Here is a 16,029-nt window from a genome sequence, read left to right as displayed (position 1 = left end):
AGTTTCTCGGAGCATGACTGATGCAGGACTCCTCGCCCCGCGCTGCGGATCTTCTGGCCCAACGTCTTTATGAAGCGGGCTGTCGTCACGCCTTTGGGATGCCGGGGGGCGAGGTCCTGACGCTGGTCGACGCCCTGGAAAAGGCAGGGATCACCTTTCATCTGACCAAGCACGAAAACTCTGCCGGGTTCATGGCAGAAGCCGTGCATCATCGCGACGGTGCACCTGCGATTCTGGTGGCCACGCTGGGTCCGGGTGCAATGAACGGGATCAATGTGGTGGCGAACGCTTTGCAGGATCGTGTGCCGATGGTCGTTCTGACCGGATGCGTCGACGCGGACGAAGCGTTGACCTATACCCATCAGGTCATGGATCACAGCCGGGTTTATCGCTCGATCACCAAGGGCACTTATACACTGACAGCCAAGGGCGCGGATGTCATTGCCGACAAGGCGGTGTCATTGGCCATGCAGCCACGACTGGGCCCGGTTCATATCGACGTTCCGATTTCAGTGGCCGACACGCCTGTAACCGGCGTGAAACGCCGCCGGCTGGCCAAGGTCGCGCCGGTCAGCCCCGGCGGTGAATGCCTTGAGAAGGCCCGCCGCTGGGTGGCCGAGGCCGAACGCCCCATTGCCATTATCGGCCTGGATGTCCTCTATGACGACTCGCGCAGTGTGGTACAGGCGTTCCTGGAACATTTTGATATTCCTTTCGTGACGACCTACAAGGCCAAAGGTGTCGTGCCCGAGGATCACCCGCTGTGTCTCGGCGGCGCGGGGCTGTCGCCGCTGGCTGACAAGCATCTCGTGCCTCTGGTCGAACAATCGGACTTGGTATTGTGTTTGGGATATGACCCGATCGAAATGCGCACCGGTTGGCGTGAGATCTGGGATCCGGAAGAAAAACGCGTCATCGATATCTCTGCGGTGGTCAACGACCACTACATGCATCAGGCTGGATTGAACCTTGTCGCCGACACGGGCGAGACATTGGAGGCAATTGCCAAAGGCAACCCGGCCCGTGAAACATGGCCGGGCAACGAGCCCGCGCAGGTTAAAGCCTCGCTGGCAAAGGCCTTCCCCACCGATGAAAGCTGGGGGCCCGCTGCCGTAATTTCCGAAACACGTTCTGTCCTGCCGCCTGAAACACTGGCCACCGCCGACAGTGGCGCTCACCGCATTCTGTTGAGCCAGATGTGGGCGTGCAACGAAGAACGCGGGTTGATCCAATCCTCGGCGCTCTGCACTATGGGCAGCGCTGTTCCTATGGCCATTGGCCTGAAACTGGCAGAGCCCGACCGCCCGGTGATCAGCTTCTCGGGCGATGCCGGGTTCCTAATGGTTGCAGGAGAATTGTCGACTGCTGCTGAAATGGGCGGCAACCCGATTTTTCTGGTTTTCGTCGATGCCAGCCTTGCCCTGATCGAGTTGAAACAACGCCAGCGACAGATGCGAAGCACGGGCGTCGATTTCGGCCATCATGACTTTGCCGCCATGGGCCGGGCCTTTGGCGGCAATGGCCATACGGTTCATAACAGGACAGAGTTGCGCGCCGCACTGGAAGCTGCTGTAAAGGCTGAGACATTTACAGTGATTGCCACTGAAGTTGAGCGTGGAGGCTATGATGGCCGCATCTGAAGGCCCATTGAAGGGTGTCAAGGTTCTGGACCTTAGCCGGATCCTGGCAGGCCCCACCTGCACGCAACTGCTGGGCGATCTGGGTGCAAGCGTCATCAAGATCGAAAACCCGGCAACCGGGGGCGATGACACGCGGCAATGGGGCCCGCCATACTTGAGCGATGCCGAGGGCAACCGCTCGGATCTGAGCGCCTATTTCATGTCGGCCAACCGCAACAAGAAATCCGTCGCGCTGGATATCTCCTCGACCGAGGGTCAGGCGGAAATCAGACGGTTGGCGTCACACGCGGACATCCTGATCGAGAACTTCAAACCGGGCGGCTTGGTCAGGTATGGGCTGGACTACGCCACCCTGTCGCAAGAGTTTCCAAGCCTCGTGTACTGTTCAATCTCGGGCTACGGTCAAACTGGGCCGAATGCCAGCAAGCCCGGCTACGACCTGATGGCGCAGGGCTATGGCGGGATCATGTCGCTGACCGGCGACCCCGAGGGCGCCCCCATGAAAGTGGGCGTTGGCATCGCCGACGTGATGTGCGGGATGTATGCGACTGTTGGTATCCTGGCCGCACTGCGCCACCGCGACTTGACCGGCGAGGGCCAACAGATCGATCTGGCGCTGGTAGATTCTCAGATTGCCTGGCTGATCAATGAAGGCGTCAACTATCTGACGTCAGGCAATGTTCCGCAAAGACGCGGCAACGGGCACCCGAATATCGTCCCTTATGACGTTTACGAAACCGCCGATGGGCACGTGATTCTCGCGGTTGGAAATGACGGCCAGTTCAGAAAGCTCTGCGGCTTCATCAATGCTCCTGAACTGGCAGACGATCTGAGATTCGCGACCAACCCGGCCCGATTGGAGCATCGTGACGCACTGAATTCCATCCTTCGTCCTGCGGTGCAGGCGCTGGACACCCAGACCGTTATTTCCGGCCTGGAAGCTGTCAAAGTGCCCGTCGGCCCGGTGCAGACGCTGGATCAGGTGTTCAACACGGAACAAGTGGCTGCAAGACAAATGCAGATTGCCATGCAGGCCCATCCGGGTCAGGTCAACCTGATAGGGAATCCTCTGAACCTGTCTCGCACGCCTGTAACATATCGAAATGCTCCACCGGTCTGTGGAGCCGATACCGAGGCCGTTCTGAGCGCTGAAAACCCGTTCGAGGATTGAAATACTTGCACATTTAGGCGGCAAGTTGCTGAAACATGCCCTTGAATCGGCGATTTTTTTCGTCTTTTACGCACACGTCATTTCACCAATTCGAGAGCAGGGTCGATACTGTTACGCCGCTCTCGCACACTCTGTTACATCGAACAGTGTCAAATATCGCAATCAGATTGGACCCAAGCATGAAACAAGACGTTTTCGGACAGATGAACACCCTGACCCAGCCGGCGGCCGTCGAAGCGTGGAATGGTGTTCAGCTTGGGTTCATGGCTCATGCCGCTGTCACGCCTCAGCATTTGGGCAAAGTGCTTGAACTTGAGCCCGACTTCGCGCTGGGTCATGCGATCAAAGGTCTGTTCATGGCGCTGCTTGGACGGCGAGAGATGATGGCGGTTGCCGTCGAAGCGCTGGCTGCCGCCAATGCGGCGATGGAACGTCAGCCCGTAACTGAGCGCGAACGTCTGTATGTGGAGTCGCTGGCCCTGTATCTGGCCGGCCAACAGGCGCAGGCGGTTCAGACATTCGAAACAATCCTGCGTGACCATCCGCAGGACACTCTGGCGATGAAACTAAGCCACGCAACCCGCTTCGTTCTGGGTGATGCGGGCGGGATGCGCCGCTCGATCGAGCGGGTGATGCCCGCTTATGAACCGGATCATCCGGGGCGCGGTTATCTGCTGGGCTGTCATTCCTTCGCACTGGAGGAAACCGGCGCTTACGAGAAGGCCGAGATCTCAGGCCGACAGGCGCTGTGGATGGTGTCCGACGACGCCTGGGGCCTTCACGCGGTGGCCCACGTTCATGAGATGACAGGCAACGCGCAACTTGGCCTTGACTGGCTGGCCGGGCGTGAGGCCGCCTGGTCCCACTGCAACAATTTCCGTTACCACGTCTGGTGGCACAAGGCACTGATGCATCTGGATCTGGGTCAGGTTGATCATGTGATGGAGCTGTATGACGCCCATATTCGCAAGGACAAAACCGACGATTACCGGGACATCTCGAACGCAACTTCACTTCTGACTCGGCTTGAGCTCGAAGGCGTAGATGTTGGGAACCGCTGGGAAGAACTGGCTGATCTGAGTGCTGCTCGGACTGAAGACGGTTGCCTGATCTTCGCGGATCTACACTATTTGCTGGCGCTGACCGGTGATAACCGCGCCGACGCCACGGCCAAGATGCTGAGCCGCATGAACAAGGATGCAGCGCGCGCCAATGACGACATGACCCGCCGAATGGCGGATCCCGGTGTTGCCGCTGCCATGGGCCTCGAGGCCTTTGGTGACGGTCATTACGCCACGGCCTTTGATCATCTTTTGACAGCACGTGGTTCCATGCAACTGGCCGGTGGCAGCCACGCTCAACGCGATGTATTTGAACGCATTACCATCGATTCCGGTCTTCGGGCCGGGCGCCTCGATGCAGTCGAGCGCATTCTGGATGATCGCCGGGCCAAGCGCGCCGGAGGTGAAGACAATTATGCCATCGCGCGCCGCGCCCTGATCGACGCGGCCCGTGACAGTGGTGACGCACAAAGCGTCCCCGCCGAATAACAAGAAGACCAAGAAGGACAGAAAACGTATGGCGACCATATCGCCCGCTTCTGATTTTGCACCCGTTGCGGCCCCCGCCGCAGCCTCTGCCAGCACGCGCGATCCGCGGCTGGATTTCTACCGTGGCATTGCGATGTTTATCATCCTGATTGCACATATCCCCAATGATCCCTGGGCCAAATGGATTCCCGCGCGGTTTGGCTATTCCGATGCAACCGAGATCTTTGTGTTCTGTTCGGGTATGGCCTCGGCCGTCGCCTTTGGAGGTGCATTTCTGCGCAAAGGCTGGTGGATGGGAACCGCACGTGTCGCGTACCGCATTTGGCAGGTTTATTGGGCGCATATTGCCTTGTTCTTCTTTGTTGCCATGACGATGGCCGCGCTGGATCAGACTGGCACGTTCGAGAAAACCTATGTCTTGTCGCTGAACCTACAGCATTTTTTCAATGACCCCGCGCCGCAGATGGTCGGGATTTTCACTCTGACCTATGTTCCGAACTACTTCGATATCCTGCCGATGTATCTGGTCGTACTGGCGCTGATGCCGCTCTACATGGCGCTCTACCGCGTCAGTTTCTGGCTGATGGCGGCAGTTTGCGTGGCCATCTGGTTCATCGCACAAACCGGCGCGCTGGCCCTTCCCGCTGAACCCTGGTCCGCGCGCCAGTGGTTCTTCAACCCTTTTGGCTGGCAATTGCTGTTCTTCACCGGCTTTGCGTTCATGCGCGGTTGGATCCCGGCCCCGCCCGTGTCAAAGTCTTTGATCTGGGTGGCAATTGCCTTTGTCGTCCTGTCGGCTCCGTTCGGGTCTTGGAAAGTCTTCACCTGGATCAATACGGCTGCGCCCGAGCTAGGCGCAGTGATCCGCAAGGGCTGGCCCCTGACCGAAGAGCTGCGCGGTAAAACCGAGTTCGGCCTTCTGCGATATGTCCACTTTCTGTCGCTGGCCTATCTGGGATGGGTTGCAGCGGGCGAGCACGGCCACCGTCTGATCGCAACAGGTCATGGTTCGGGCGCACGTATCTGGCAATTTCTGCTCGCCGTTATCACCAAGGTCGGCCAGCAATCCCTTGCCGTCTTTGTGTTTTCAATGGCCGCGGCCCGGCTGATCGGCGTCGCGCTGGATCAGGCTGGGCGGGATGTCGCCACTGTCTTTGTCGCCAACATGATTGGGTTTGCGATGATCATCGGCGTTGCCTATCTGGCAGCTTGGTTCAAGTCACAACCCTGGAAGTCGAAGAAATGAAATTCACACGCCGCGAATTCCTCGTCTCGACGACTGCTTTGGCCTTTGCCCCGACCGCGTACGCGACGGGCGGTGAGACGCCTTTTGACCGTGATTACGTAATTGAAATGGCCCGCGATCTGGCCAGCCGCCCCTATGTGGAACGCGAGATGGTACCACAGGAATGGCAGGACCTGACCTATCAGCAATACCGCTCCATCCGGTTCCGGCTTGACCGGGCGCTGTGGTACGAAACCGAGACGCCATTCAATGTCGATTTCTTCACCCCCGGCCTGTATTTCCCCCGCACCGTAAAGGTGGAGACGGTCGAGAACGGCATGACCAAGCCGGTCGCCTTCGATCTGGAAATGTTCGACAAGTCCGAAGACGTGCCGCAACTGCCAATCGATGAAACGCTGGGCTTCTCCGGCCTGCGCCTGCGCACTGAAATGCACCGCCCCGGTAAAACAGATGAATTCTGCGTCTGGCAGGGGGCCAGCTATTTCCGCGCCATCGGTCTGCACGAGGTATACGGACTGTCCGCGCGGGGTCTGGCGTTGAAAACCGGCGATCCGGATGGTGAGGAATTCCCCGAATTCATCCGTTTCTGGCTGGAGCGTCCCGAACCGGGCCAACGCAACATGGTCGTGCATGCATTGTTGGACAGCCCCAGCGTGACCGGAGCCTATCGTTTCAACGTCACGGCGGGCGCGGATTGCATCATGGATGTCGAGGCAACGCTGTTCCCGCGCGAAGAACTGCCCCATGTGGGCATCGCTCCGGGAACTTCGATGTTCCTGTTCGACCAGACCAACCACAGCCGGTTCGACGATTTCCGCCCTGCTGTACACGACAGTGACGGCCTGCTGATCCGCAATGGCGCGGGCGAGGTTTTGTGGCGTCCGTTGGCCAACCCGACCCGTCTGCAGGTTTCATCCTTCGTCGATACAAACCCACGCGGGTTTGGTCTGATACAGCGCAAACGAGAGTTTTCGGACTACGCCGATCTCGAGGCAAATTACCACAAACGCCCGGGCCTTTGGGTCGAGCCCCAGGAAGACTGGGGCAAAGGCTCGGTGACGCTGGTTGAGATCCCGGCAGATCAGGAAATCTATGACAACATCGTCGCCTATTGGCGTCCGGCTGAGCCCTTTGCGGCCGGCAGTCAGGTCGACCTGTCCTATCGCTTGATCTGGGGGGAAGAACCCCAACGCACACCGATGCCACGCGTAATCAACACCGCGATGGGCGAGAACACCTTTGGCGAAGGCCGGCTGGCCGTCATCGACTTTGAAGACAGCGAATTGTTCGCGGATATCGACGCGATCACGGTTTTCGTGGATTCCCCCCATGCGGAAACCTCGGACGGGGTATTGCAACGCAACCCGGATACCGGTGGCCTGCGTCTGGCGTTCTCATTCCAGCCCGGCGAGCGTAACCATGTGGAACTGCGGGCGCAGTTGCTGAAAGACAAACAGCCTGCCTCAGAGGTCTGGCTATATCGATGGACCACATGAACCGCGATCTGCATATCATGCCGCCCGAAGCCCCTCTGGCGATGCCTGCGCAGAACTTTGGCGCACGTTTCCGGGATGCGGACGCACCTTCCGGTCAGAACAGGTCATCTACCGGATTCTGGCGCGCGCTTGCCTTTTCGCCTGCAATGGCCGCCACTCTGGCCTTGCTATGGGTCATGAGCGATTGGTTCGGTGCGGCGGGCATCAACGTGATTGAAGGCATCCTTTTGACCTTGATCTCGTTCAACTTCTTCTGGATTTCCTTCACCTTCTGCACCGTTTTGCTGGGCATGGTGTCGCTGGCAAAACAGGAACGTCCCAAGCGCCGGACCGCAGCGCAACCCCTGCGGGTGGCGCTGCTGACCCCGGTCTACAACGAGGTCCCCTGGAACGTACTGGGCAATGCCCGCACCATGTTGGAAGATCTTCAGGCGCGCGGCGGGCAGCACCACTATGCAATGTTCATCCTGTCGGACACGCGCGACCCGGAGATTGCGGCACAGGAACAGGCCAGCGTCGAGGCACTGCGCACCACGCTGGCACCCGGGCTTGAGCTGTACTATCGCCGCCGCGAACAGAATACCGATCGCAAAGTGGGCAACATTGCCGACTGGGTCAGCCGCTGGGGCGCGGATTGGGATGCCATGCTGGTGCTGGATGCCGACAGCCTGATGACCGGGCGCGCGATCCATCGCCTGACCGATGCACTGGCATGCGATCCGGGTGCGGGCTTGATTCAAAGCTATCCGCAACTGATCGGCGCGCAGTCTGTCTTTGCCCGGATGCAGCAATTTGCGAACGGCGTCTACGGCATTGCCTTTGCCGAAGGTCTGGCCCGCTGGTGCGGGCAGGAAGGCAACTATTGGGGCCACAACGCGATTATCCGCACCAAGGCTTTTGCCGCAAGCGCCGGATTGCCCAAGCTGCGTTCGTTCAGCGGTCAGGACAAGCTGATCATGAGCCACGATTTCGTCGAGGCTGGCCTGCTGCGCCGCGCCGGATGGGCCGTGCGCTTCCTGCCGCGCATTCGCGGGTCATATGAAGAAACACCGCCCACCCTCATCGATCACGCCATGCGGGACCGCCGCTGGTGTCAAGGCAACCTGCAACACCTGAAACTGTTGGGTTCTTCCGGATTCCGGGCCGTGTCGCGGTTTCACATGTTCCATGGCGCAGTCGGCTATCTGATGTCGCCATTGTGGTTCGCCCTGTTGTTGATGTGGGCGCTTATCGGTCAGGGTCAGGATGCCTCTGTCCTGCATTATTTCAGCCCCGACAATCCTCTGTTCCCGCAATGGCCTGAGATGTCGGAAACCCGTCACGTTCTGATCATTCTGGTCATGTACGCGATGCTGTTGGCCCCCAAGGTTTTGGGCGTTCTGGCCCTGCCGCTGAGCGGTGTACGTTACGCGGATTTCGGTGGCGGGCGCAAATTCCTCGGCTCTTTCCTGGCAGAGGTTCTATTGTCGATCCTTTACGCTCCGATCCTGATGGTGCAACAGATGATCGCTGTTTTCCGTACGGCTTTTGGCATTCAGCGCGGTTGGTCGCCACAGGCCCGCGACGGTGGCACCTATGGTATGCGAACGCTGATCCTGTGCCATGCGCTTGAAACCGTCAGTGGAGTGGCGCTGAGCGTCGGTATCCTGTCCGGTCTGGTGTCGATCTGGCTGGCCCCGATTGCCATCAGCCTGGCTCTGGCTATCCCATTATCTGCGCTCAGCGGTGTCTCGGCAGGTGCCGCGCGCAAAATGGTCGGAATGCGGGAGGACTTCAGCGAACCCGCCATCACCCGGTCAGCGCGCCGCTATCGCGATGAACTGAAGCGACTGGTCGAAGGCAAAGGCAACATGACCCCGGCCGAGTGATCAACTGCCGGGAAGCCCTTCATACCAATCGACCATCATGACGGCCCAGCCCGCGGGAACGGTATGCCCTCCGGGAAACAAAGCAAATTCCAGCGCGCTGCCTTCGGCACAGGTGGTCCAGCGTCGGCGCATGAAATCACCTGTCGTACTGAATCCAGCCGGTTTGTGATCGACACAACCGTTCGCATCACGCCAGATTTCCAGGCCCGCGTAGATATCCCCCTGCTGATAGCGCCCTCCGCCCAGCAGGCGCCCTTCCAGCGGCACCACATTGTCTGTCCAGCCATGTGTATGGAACATGCGGATCGGACTTTTGCAGGTTTCAGGGTGCGGACGCCAGAAACCACCGGAAACCGGAACATAGGCCGAGAACGTATCGGGGGCCTCGCAAGCCAGATAGTTGACCATGAACGCGCCAGCGGAAAACCCGCCCAGCAAGACACGGTCGGCGTCGATACCAAACCGCTTTGCCGCGTCTTGCACCACTTCGGTCAGAAAAGCGGTTTCGTCCCGATCCCCAAAGCCTGGATAGAAATTCCAGCTTTTGGTTCCGCCCCGGTCGGGCCGTTCCAGCCCCTCAGGGGCCATCACCGCGTAACCGCGTTTCAACAGCGGTTCGACCATCCCGCGATTGCGCATCGTACCCGACCCGCTGCCGCCATACCCATGCAGGAAAACCACCATGGGCGCATTGTCGGCATCGGGCAGTTCGATGTGATAGGCACCCATGGGCGTCTCACATGTATCCTCTTGCCCGGCACACCCCGCCAAAGCGGCTTGCCCGGTCACTGTAACGGCTAAAGCCAGGCTGAATTCCCGGATCATCCTGCATCCTCATCAAATTTTTGAACCGGTAATCCGGCCCGAACCCATCCCGGCCCTGCGGCCGAACCCAGCATGCCCTCGGGCACGTCGATGATATTGGTAAATCCAGCCTCGATCAGGCGGTTGCTCAGGCGTGCTGAACGCACACCGCGCGCGCAGATCAGCGCCACTGGCGCTGCCTGATCGCCGCCGGTCAATTCCGTCAGTGCATTGACGAAATCTTCGCGCCGCATATCCAGCGGCACAGCACCCTCGCCAATTCCGGATGCCCGCCATTCGCGCGGGGTGCGGATATCGACCAGCAGAATGCGCCCGTCTACCGCCTGTTCATGGGCAACGGCTACGCTGATCCGGCCGCCACCGTGGTCTTCGGGGATCAAACGGTATTCCCTGATCGCAAACCCACCTGCGATCGCAGCACAAACGCCGATCAACATCCATCTTCGGATTCGGTTCACTTTCTCGGCCAAGATTCAGCCTCCTGTTCGCTGAGATTTGTTCTATCACAGGTGGGTTGAAACGGGGGCGTTGAAAAACCCCGCCCCACATCAAGATCGTGTCATTTTTTCGCAACGTGGCAGAATACCTGACCGAACCATTAGGACTCTGTAAAAAAGTTACAATATCTGGACAGTCGGCAAAATATCTTTACAAAATTGGCTTCACACTGACCGCCCAGATCGGAGTATCGCACTTGTCCCTATTCCTTATCGCGGCCCTTCCCTTCCTTGGCGCTGTTTTTCCCGCCCTGCTGATCCGTGCAGGCCGGAACGCAGCCGCTTCCTCCGCTGGTTTGACCACGTTCCTGGCCCTGATGGGCTTGCTGATCCATATCCCCGCAGTGATGCGCGGAGAAGTCGTAACCGCCCGGTTCGACTGGATACCGGGGCTGGGTCTGAACGCGAATTTCATGCTGGACGGCTTGGGATTTTTGTTCGCGTTGCTGATCCTGGGCATAGGATTGCTGATCATCCTCTATGCAAGGTTCTATCTGTCGCGCGAAGATCCGATGGGGCAGTTCTATACCTATCTTCTGCTGTTTCAGGGCGCGATGGTCGGGATCGTCCTTTCAGACAACGTCCTACTTCTGCTTATTTTTTGGGAACTTACATCGCTCAGCTCATTCCTGCTGATCGGTTATTGGAAACACCTGCCCGAAGGCCGCCAAGGTGCGCGTATGGCACTGGCGGTCACTGGCTCTGGCGGCCTGGCGATGATTGCCGGGATGCTGATCCTTGGCAACATCGTGGGATCTTATGACCTCAGCGTCATTTTACAGAACAAAGAGCTTATTCAGGCCTCACCCTTCTATATGCCTGCGCTTGTCCTGATCCTGCTGGGCTGTTTCACCAAATCGGCACAGTTTCCGTTTCATTTCTGGCTGCCGCACGCCATGGCAGCACCGACACCGGTTTCGGCATATCTGCACTCTGCCACCATGGTGAAAGCCGGCTTGTTTCTGATGGCACGGATGTGGCCGGTTCTGGCTGGCACGGATGCTTGGTTCTATATCGTGGCCACCACGGGTCTGGTCACCATGCTGATCGGCGCGTCAATCGCTTTGTTCAAGGACGATCTCAAAGCGCTTTTGGCTTTTTCGACCGTTTCGCATCTGGGTTTGATCACCATGCTTCTGGGTTTCGGCACAAAAATTGCCGCCGTCGCTGCCGTGTTCCACATCATCAACCACGCGACGTTCAAAGCCGCCTTGTTCATGACCGCCGGGATCGTGGATCACGAGACCGGTACGCGCGATATCAAAAGGCTGGGCGGCTTACGCCACCTGATGCCGATCACCTTCACCATCGGCACGATTGCCGCCCTCTCAATGGCCGGGCTGCCGCCCTTGAACGGGTTCCTGTCCAAAGAGATGATGCTTGAGGAGACCGTGCACACCACATGGCTGCACTCTCATTACCTGGTTCCGGGCCTGGCGTTGTTGGCTGCGTTGTTCTCTGCCGCCTATTCCTTCCGCTTTGTGAGTCATGTTTTCCTTGGTCCAGAGCGGGAAGATTATCCGGCCCATCCGCATGACCCGCCCGTTGGGTTGTGGATCGCACCGGCATTCCTGGTCATGCTTGTCATCCTGATTGGTCTTTATTCCGCTGCCATTGTCGGACCTCTGGTTGCAGTGGTGTCAAGCGCGGTGATTGGCGGTGAAAAGCTGCCCTACTATTCACTGAAACTCTGGCATGGCTTCACACCGGCCCTTTACATGTCGGTTGTGGCCACGCTGGGCGGCCTGTTCCTGCTGGCGCTGCACAAACGGGGTGAGCAGATCTGGAACGCACTGCCCCGCCCCGAGGCCAAGCAGATCTTCGAAGCAATAATAGACGGGCTGACAATACTGAGCCGCTGGATCACCGATGAGATGCACAACGGCATTCTCAGCCGCTATGCAATCATCTTTGTCGCCTTTACCGTTGGCCTCGGCTATTACGCGTATTCGACCGGGACAATTGGTATTGAGACCCGCGTTCCACTGCCGGCACAGATCATTCCGATCATCGGGTGGATCTGTCTGGTTGGCGCGACGCTGGGCATCATGTGGTTCCACCGCAACCGCCTGTTGTCGCTGGTATTGATCGGAGTCGTTGGCCTGATCGTTTCGATTGCCTTCAACTATCTCTCGGCCCCGGATCTCGCCTTGACGCAAATCTCGGTCGAAGTGGTGACAATGATCCTTTTGTTGCTGTCGCTGAACTTCCTGCCGACCGAAACGCCCTGGGACAGTTCAGCGGCCCGGCGCTGGCGGGACGCCGCGATATCCGTCGTCGCGGGCCTTGGCACCGGTGCGCTGATCTACGCGATGATGATGCGCGATTTCGCTTTCCCGACGATTTCAGAGTTCCATCTGGCCAATTCCTACAAAGGCGGCGGCGGCACCAATGTGGTCAATGTGATCCTTGTTGACTTCCGGGGTTTTGATACCTTTGGAGAGATCATCGTTCTGGGCATCGCCGCACTGATCATCTTTGCGCTGACGGAATCCGTTCTCGGTACAAATGTCCGCAGCTATCTGCTGAACCGCAAACCGCATTGGCCGCAATCCGGGGACTCGCATCCGCTGATGATGGTTGTGGTTACCCGCGTGATGATGCCGATCGCACTTATGGTCGGGGCGTACATCTTCTTCCGCGGGCACAACCAGCCCGGTGGCGGTTTTATCGCCGGGCTTATCGTCGCCATCGCTTACCTGATGCAGTACATGGCCAGCGGCTATACCTGGGCCATCGAGCGGCAGAGATTCTATTACCACGGCACCATCGGCTGGGGCGTTTTGATCGCCGCAGCAACAGGACTGGGTGCATGGTTCAACGATCGTCCTTTCCTGACCAGTGATTTCGGCTATCTTCACTGGCCACCGCTGGAGGAGTTCGAATGGGCCACCGCCATGCTGTTCGATACGGGTGTTTTCCTGGCAGTTCTGGGCGCGGTGATGCTGGCGCTGGACAGCTTGTCGCGACTTGCGTGGCAGCCGGGAATGGCACAGGAATTCCCGATGGATATCAACCCACTGCGGGATGATCTTCTGGAAGAAGAACAAGAGAAGGAGCAGGCCTGATGGAAGCGCTCGTAGCCTCTGCCGTCGGCATCATGACTGCCGCCGGGATATTCCTGATCCTGCGCCGTCGGACGTTCCCTGTCATTCTGGGCCTGTCTCTGATCACATACGCGGTGAACGTGTTTCTATTCGCGACCGGGCGACTTGCTTTGAACGCACCGGCAGTCCTGAACAAATACAAGGACGTCCCCTATACCGACCCACTGCCGCAGGCGCTGGTTCTGACCGCTATCGTGATTTCTTTCGGGATGACTGCCGTGATCGTGATGATCTCACTCAGCGCATACCTGTCCGCCAAAGACGACCATATCGACATGACCGCCCAGGACAGTGTTGACGCAACGGGAGATGACGCATGAACCACTGGATCGTTGCGCCGATCGTCCTGCCCGCGATTCTGGCCCCGTTCATCATCATGGTCCTGCGATACCATCTGGACCTGCAGCGCATCTTCTCGGTCGCCGGTGTTGTGGCTTTGCTTGGGATTGCGCTGACGATCACGGCTCAAGCCTCGGGCGGGGACATTCAGGTGTACGAGCTTGGCGACTGGCCCGCCCCGTTTGGCATTGTAATGGTGCTGGATCGCATGTCCGCAATGATGGTTCTGCTGACTGCCCTGCTGGCCCTGCCGATTGTGTTATATGCCATTGCCTCGGGCTGGGATGACCGGGGCAAGCATTTTCATGCGCTGTTCCATTTCCAACTCATGGGCGTTTGTGGCGCCTTCCTGACTGGCGACGCCTTCAACCTTTTCGTTTTCTTCGAGGTTCTGCTGATCGCCTCTTACGGCCTAATGACACATGGCGGTGGCGCGGTGCGGTTGAAAGCGGGTGTGCAGTATGTGGCTTACAACCTTTTGGGGTCGACCCTGTTTCTGTTTGCCCTCGGTACGATCTATGGCGTGACCGGTACGCTGAACATGGCGGACATCGCCGTGCGCGTTGCGGAAATTCCGGCCGAAGATACCGCATTGCTGCGCGTTGGCGCGGTGCTGTTGCTGTTGGTCTTCTGTATCAAGGCTGCCGTTCTGCCCCTGCACTTCTGGCTACCGGCCAGCTATGCCAACGCCCCCCTGCCCGTTGCGGCCCTGTTTGCAATCATGACCAAGGTCGGTGCCTATTCGATCCTGCGGATGTACACGCTGGCCTTCGGTCCCGAAGTAGAAGCCACGCAGGGTCTGGTTGGCGAGTGGCTGCAACCTGCGGCGCTGCTAACGCTTGCGGTCGGCGTTGTCGGCATTCTGGGGTCGCAGCATATTGCCCGCATGGTTGCTTTCTGTGCCATTGCATCCATGGGCACCTTGCTGATCGCGATTGCGCAATTCACGCCCGACGCAACGGCAGCCGCCCTTTATTACGTCTTCCATTCGACCCTTGCGACGGCGTTGCTGTTCCTCGTTGCGGACCTGATCATGGAACGACAGGGAGGGACCATCGCCCCCAAACCGCCAATGCCACAAAGCGGGTTGATAGCCGCGTTGTTCTTTGTTGGCGCCATCGCCATGGCCGGGATGCCGCCACTGTCCGGCTTTGTAGGCAAACTTTTGGTTCTGGACGCTTCGCGTGACGCATCCGATGCCACCGCAGTGTGGGCAGTGATCCTGATCGGATCATTTGTCACCATCGTCGGGCTGGCCCGCGCCGGGTCGCTGATCTTCTGGAAAAGCCATGACGCTGAAGTTGTCGCAACCGAAGAAACCGTCGAAGGCGAAGAGGCGTCTGCCCCCACCGCCCCCGAACCGCAACCCGGCCTTGCCTTTACGGCCGTGTTCGGGGCCGTGGCAGGTCTGATCCTGCTGACCCTGTTCGCAGGTCCGGCTCTGGAGTACACGAGCAAAACCGCAGAGCAGTTGTTTGCGCCTGAAAACTACATCTCTGCCGTCTTGGGAAGGGAAGAGTGATGAAACTGCTGCGCCGGATTTTCCCGCACCCCCACCTGACTATTTTGCTGACGCTGGTCTGGGTACTGCTGGCGAACAAGCCTTCGCTGAACTCTCTGGTCTTTGGCCTAATTCTCGGGATCATCATTCCATTCGTCACTCAACCCTACTGGCCGGATCGTCCCAAACTTCGCAACTGGCCAATGATTGTGGAATACATGCTGGTGGTGCTTTGGGATATCGTGGTTGCGAACGTGACAGTGGCCCGGATCATCCTGTTCAAACGCAATGATAACCGCCAGCCCAACTGGATCTGCGTCCCGCTTGAACTGCGCACACCCGAAGCGATCACGGTTCTTGCGGGCACCATCACGATGACTCCGGGCACCGTCAGTTGTGATTTGTCAGCTCAGGGGCATAATCTGCTGGTGCACTGTCTTGATGCCCCCGACCCCGAGGCCGTGCGGGACCAGATCAAACAGCGCTATGAACGTCGCCTGAAGGAGATTTTCGAATGATCGACTACGCGATTTATTTTGCATTTGCCTGTTTCGGTGCGGCGATCATGATGTGTCTGTGGCGTATCATCTCCGCTGACGGGGTCGGTACTCGGGTTCTGGCCTTGGACACTATGGTGATCAACACCATCGCCCTGATGATCCTATATGGGCTGGATCAGGGGACAGAGATCTTTTTCGAAGCCGCCATGATCATTGCCATGCTCGGTTTTGTTTCCACCGTGGCCTATGCGCGCTTCATGTTGCGCGGCAACATTATCGAATGAGGGCG

At 58.6% G+C, this 16,029-nt stretch carries 13 protein-coding genes; 11 read left to right on the top strand and 2 right to left on the bottom strand.

What is annotated here, in order from left to right; translation table 11 throughout:
- Positions 1 to 20: 20 nt before the first annotated feature.
- The 6 genes from AC2FFA_RS17045 (at position 21) to mdoH (ending at position 8,971) form a co-directional block, all read left to right on the top strand.
- Complete coding sequence (locus AC2FFA_RS17045) at positions 21 to 1,640, top strand: thiamine pyrophosphate-binding protein (RefSeq protein WP_496852503.1); 1,620 nt, start codon at positions 21 to 23, stop codon at positions 1,638 to 1,640.
- Positions 1,627 to 2,811 carry a CaiB/BaiF CoA transferase family protein gene (locus tag AC2FFA_RS17040; RefSeq protein WP_496852502.1) on the top strand — a complete coding sequence of 395 codons (1,185 nt, stop codon included), beginning with the start codon at positions 1,627 to 1,629 and terminating at the stop codon, positions 2,809 to 2,811. Before AC2FFA_RS17045 ends, AC2FFA_RS17040 begins: the two co-directional genes overlap by 14 nt.
- Positions 2,812 to 2,990: 179 nt before the next feature.
- Complete coding sequence (locus AC2FFA_RS17035; protein WP_117869521.1) at positions 2,991 to 4,361, top strand: tetratricopeptide repeat protein; 1,371 nt, start codon at positions 2,991 to 2,993, stop codon at positions 4,359 to 4,361.
- Positions 4,362 to 4,389: 28 nt separating this feature from the next.
- Positions 4,390 to 5,607: an OpgC family protein gene (locus tag AC2FFA_RS17030; RefSeq protein ID WP_496852501.1), complete on the top strand. Its 1,218-nt coding sequence runs from the start codon at positions 4,390 to 4,392 to the stop codon at positions 5,605 to 5,607.
- A complete protein-coding gene (locus AC2FFA_RS17025; protein WP_496852500.1) occupies positions 5,604 to 7,103 on the top strand; it encodes an OpgD/OpgG family glucan biosynthesis protein in 1,500 nt (499 codons plus the stop codon). Before AC2FFA_RS17030 ends, AC2FFA_RS17025 begins: the two co-directional genes overlap by 4 nt.
- On the top strand, positions 7,100 to 8,971 hold the full coding sequence (gene mdoH / locus AC2FFA_RS17020; RefSeq protein WP_496852499.1) for a glucans biosynthesis glucosyltransferase MdoH: 1,872 nt from the start codon (positions 7,100 to 7,102) through the stop codon (positions 8,969 to 8,971). Before AC2FFA_RS17025 ends, mdoH begins: the two co-directional genes overlap by 4 nt.
- Here the strand turns inward: mdoH and AC2FFA_RS17015 are convergent, their stop codons facing one another.
- Positions 8,972 to 9,796 (bottom strand): CE1 family esterase, encoded by an 825-nt coding sequence (locus AC2FFA_RS17015; protein WP_496852498.1) that lies wholly within the window; start codon positions 9,794 to 9,796, stop codon positions 8,972 to 8,974. It abuts the gene before it with no gap.
- Positions 9,793 to 10,233: a rhodanese-like domain-containing protein gene (locus AC2FFA_RS17010; RefSeq protein ID WP_496852566.1), complete on the bottom strand. Its 441-nt coding sequence runs from the start codon at positions 10,231 to 10,233 to the stop codon at positions 9,793 to 9,795. The genes AC2FFA_RS17015 and AC2FFA_RS17010 overlap by 4 nt, the downstream gene beginning before the upstream one ends.
- 257 nt (positions 10,234 to 10,490) lie before the next feature.
- On the opposite strand from AC2FFA_RS17010, the gene AC2FFA_RS17005 reads away from it, so the two are divergent.
- The 5 genes from AC2FFA_RS17005 to AC2FFA_RS16985 are packed head-to-tail and all read left to right on the top strand — an operon-like array spanning position 10,491 to position 16,024.
- Positions 10,491 to 13,361, top strand: coding sequence for a monovalent cation/H+ antiporter subunit A (locus AC2FFA_RS17005; protein ID WP_496852497.1), 2,871 nt, complete (start codon positions 10,491 to 10,493; stop codon positions 13,359 to 13,361).
- On the top strand, positions 13,361 to 13,720 hold the full coding sequence (locus AC2FFA_RS17000) for a Na+/H+ antiporter subunit C (protein ID WP_496852496.1): 360 nt from the start codon (positions 13,361 to 13,363) through the stop codon (positions 13,718 to 13,720). The genes AC2FFA_RS17005 and AC2FFA_RS17000 overlap by 1 nt, the downstream gene beginning before the upstream one ends.
- On the top strand, positions 13,717 to 15,261 hold the full coding sequence (locus tag AC2FFA_RS16995; RefSeq protein WP_299901574.1) for a monovalent cation/H+ antiporter subunit D: 1,545 nt from the start codon (positions 13,717 to 13,719) through the stop codon (positions 15,259 to 15,261). Before AC2FFA_RS17000 ends, AC2FFA_RS16995 begins: the two co-directional genes overlap by 4 nt.
- Positions 15,261 to 15,758, top strand: coding sequence for a Na+/H+ antiporter subunit E (locus tag AC2FFA_RS16990; protein WP_117869528.1), 498 nt, complete (start codon positions 15,261 to 15,263; stop codon positions 15,756 to 15,758). Before AC2FFA_RS16995 ends, AC2FFA_RS16990 begins: the two co-directional genes overlap by 1 nt.
- Positions 15,755 to 16,024, top strand: coding sequence for a K+/H+ antiporter subunit F (locus AC2FFA_RS16985; RefSeq protein ID WP_117869529.1), 270 nt, complete (start codon positions 15,755 to 15,757; stop codon positions 16,022 to 16,024). The genes AC2FFA_RS16990 and AC2FFA_RS16985 overlap by 4 nt, the downstream gene beginning before the upstream one ends.
- The last annotated feature ends 5 nt before the right edge of the window (positions 16,025 to 16,029 follow it).

It is taken from the genome of Ruegeria sp. YTSB088 (assembly GCF_059609825.1).
This window is presented reverse-complemented; position numbering and strand designations above follow the sequence as displayed.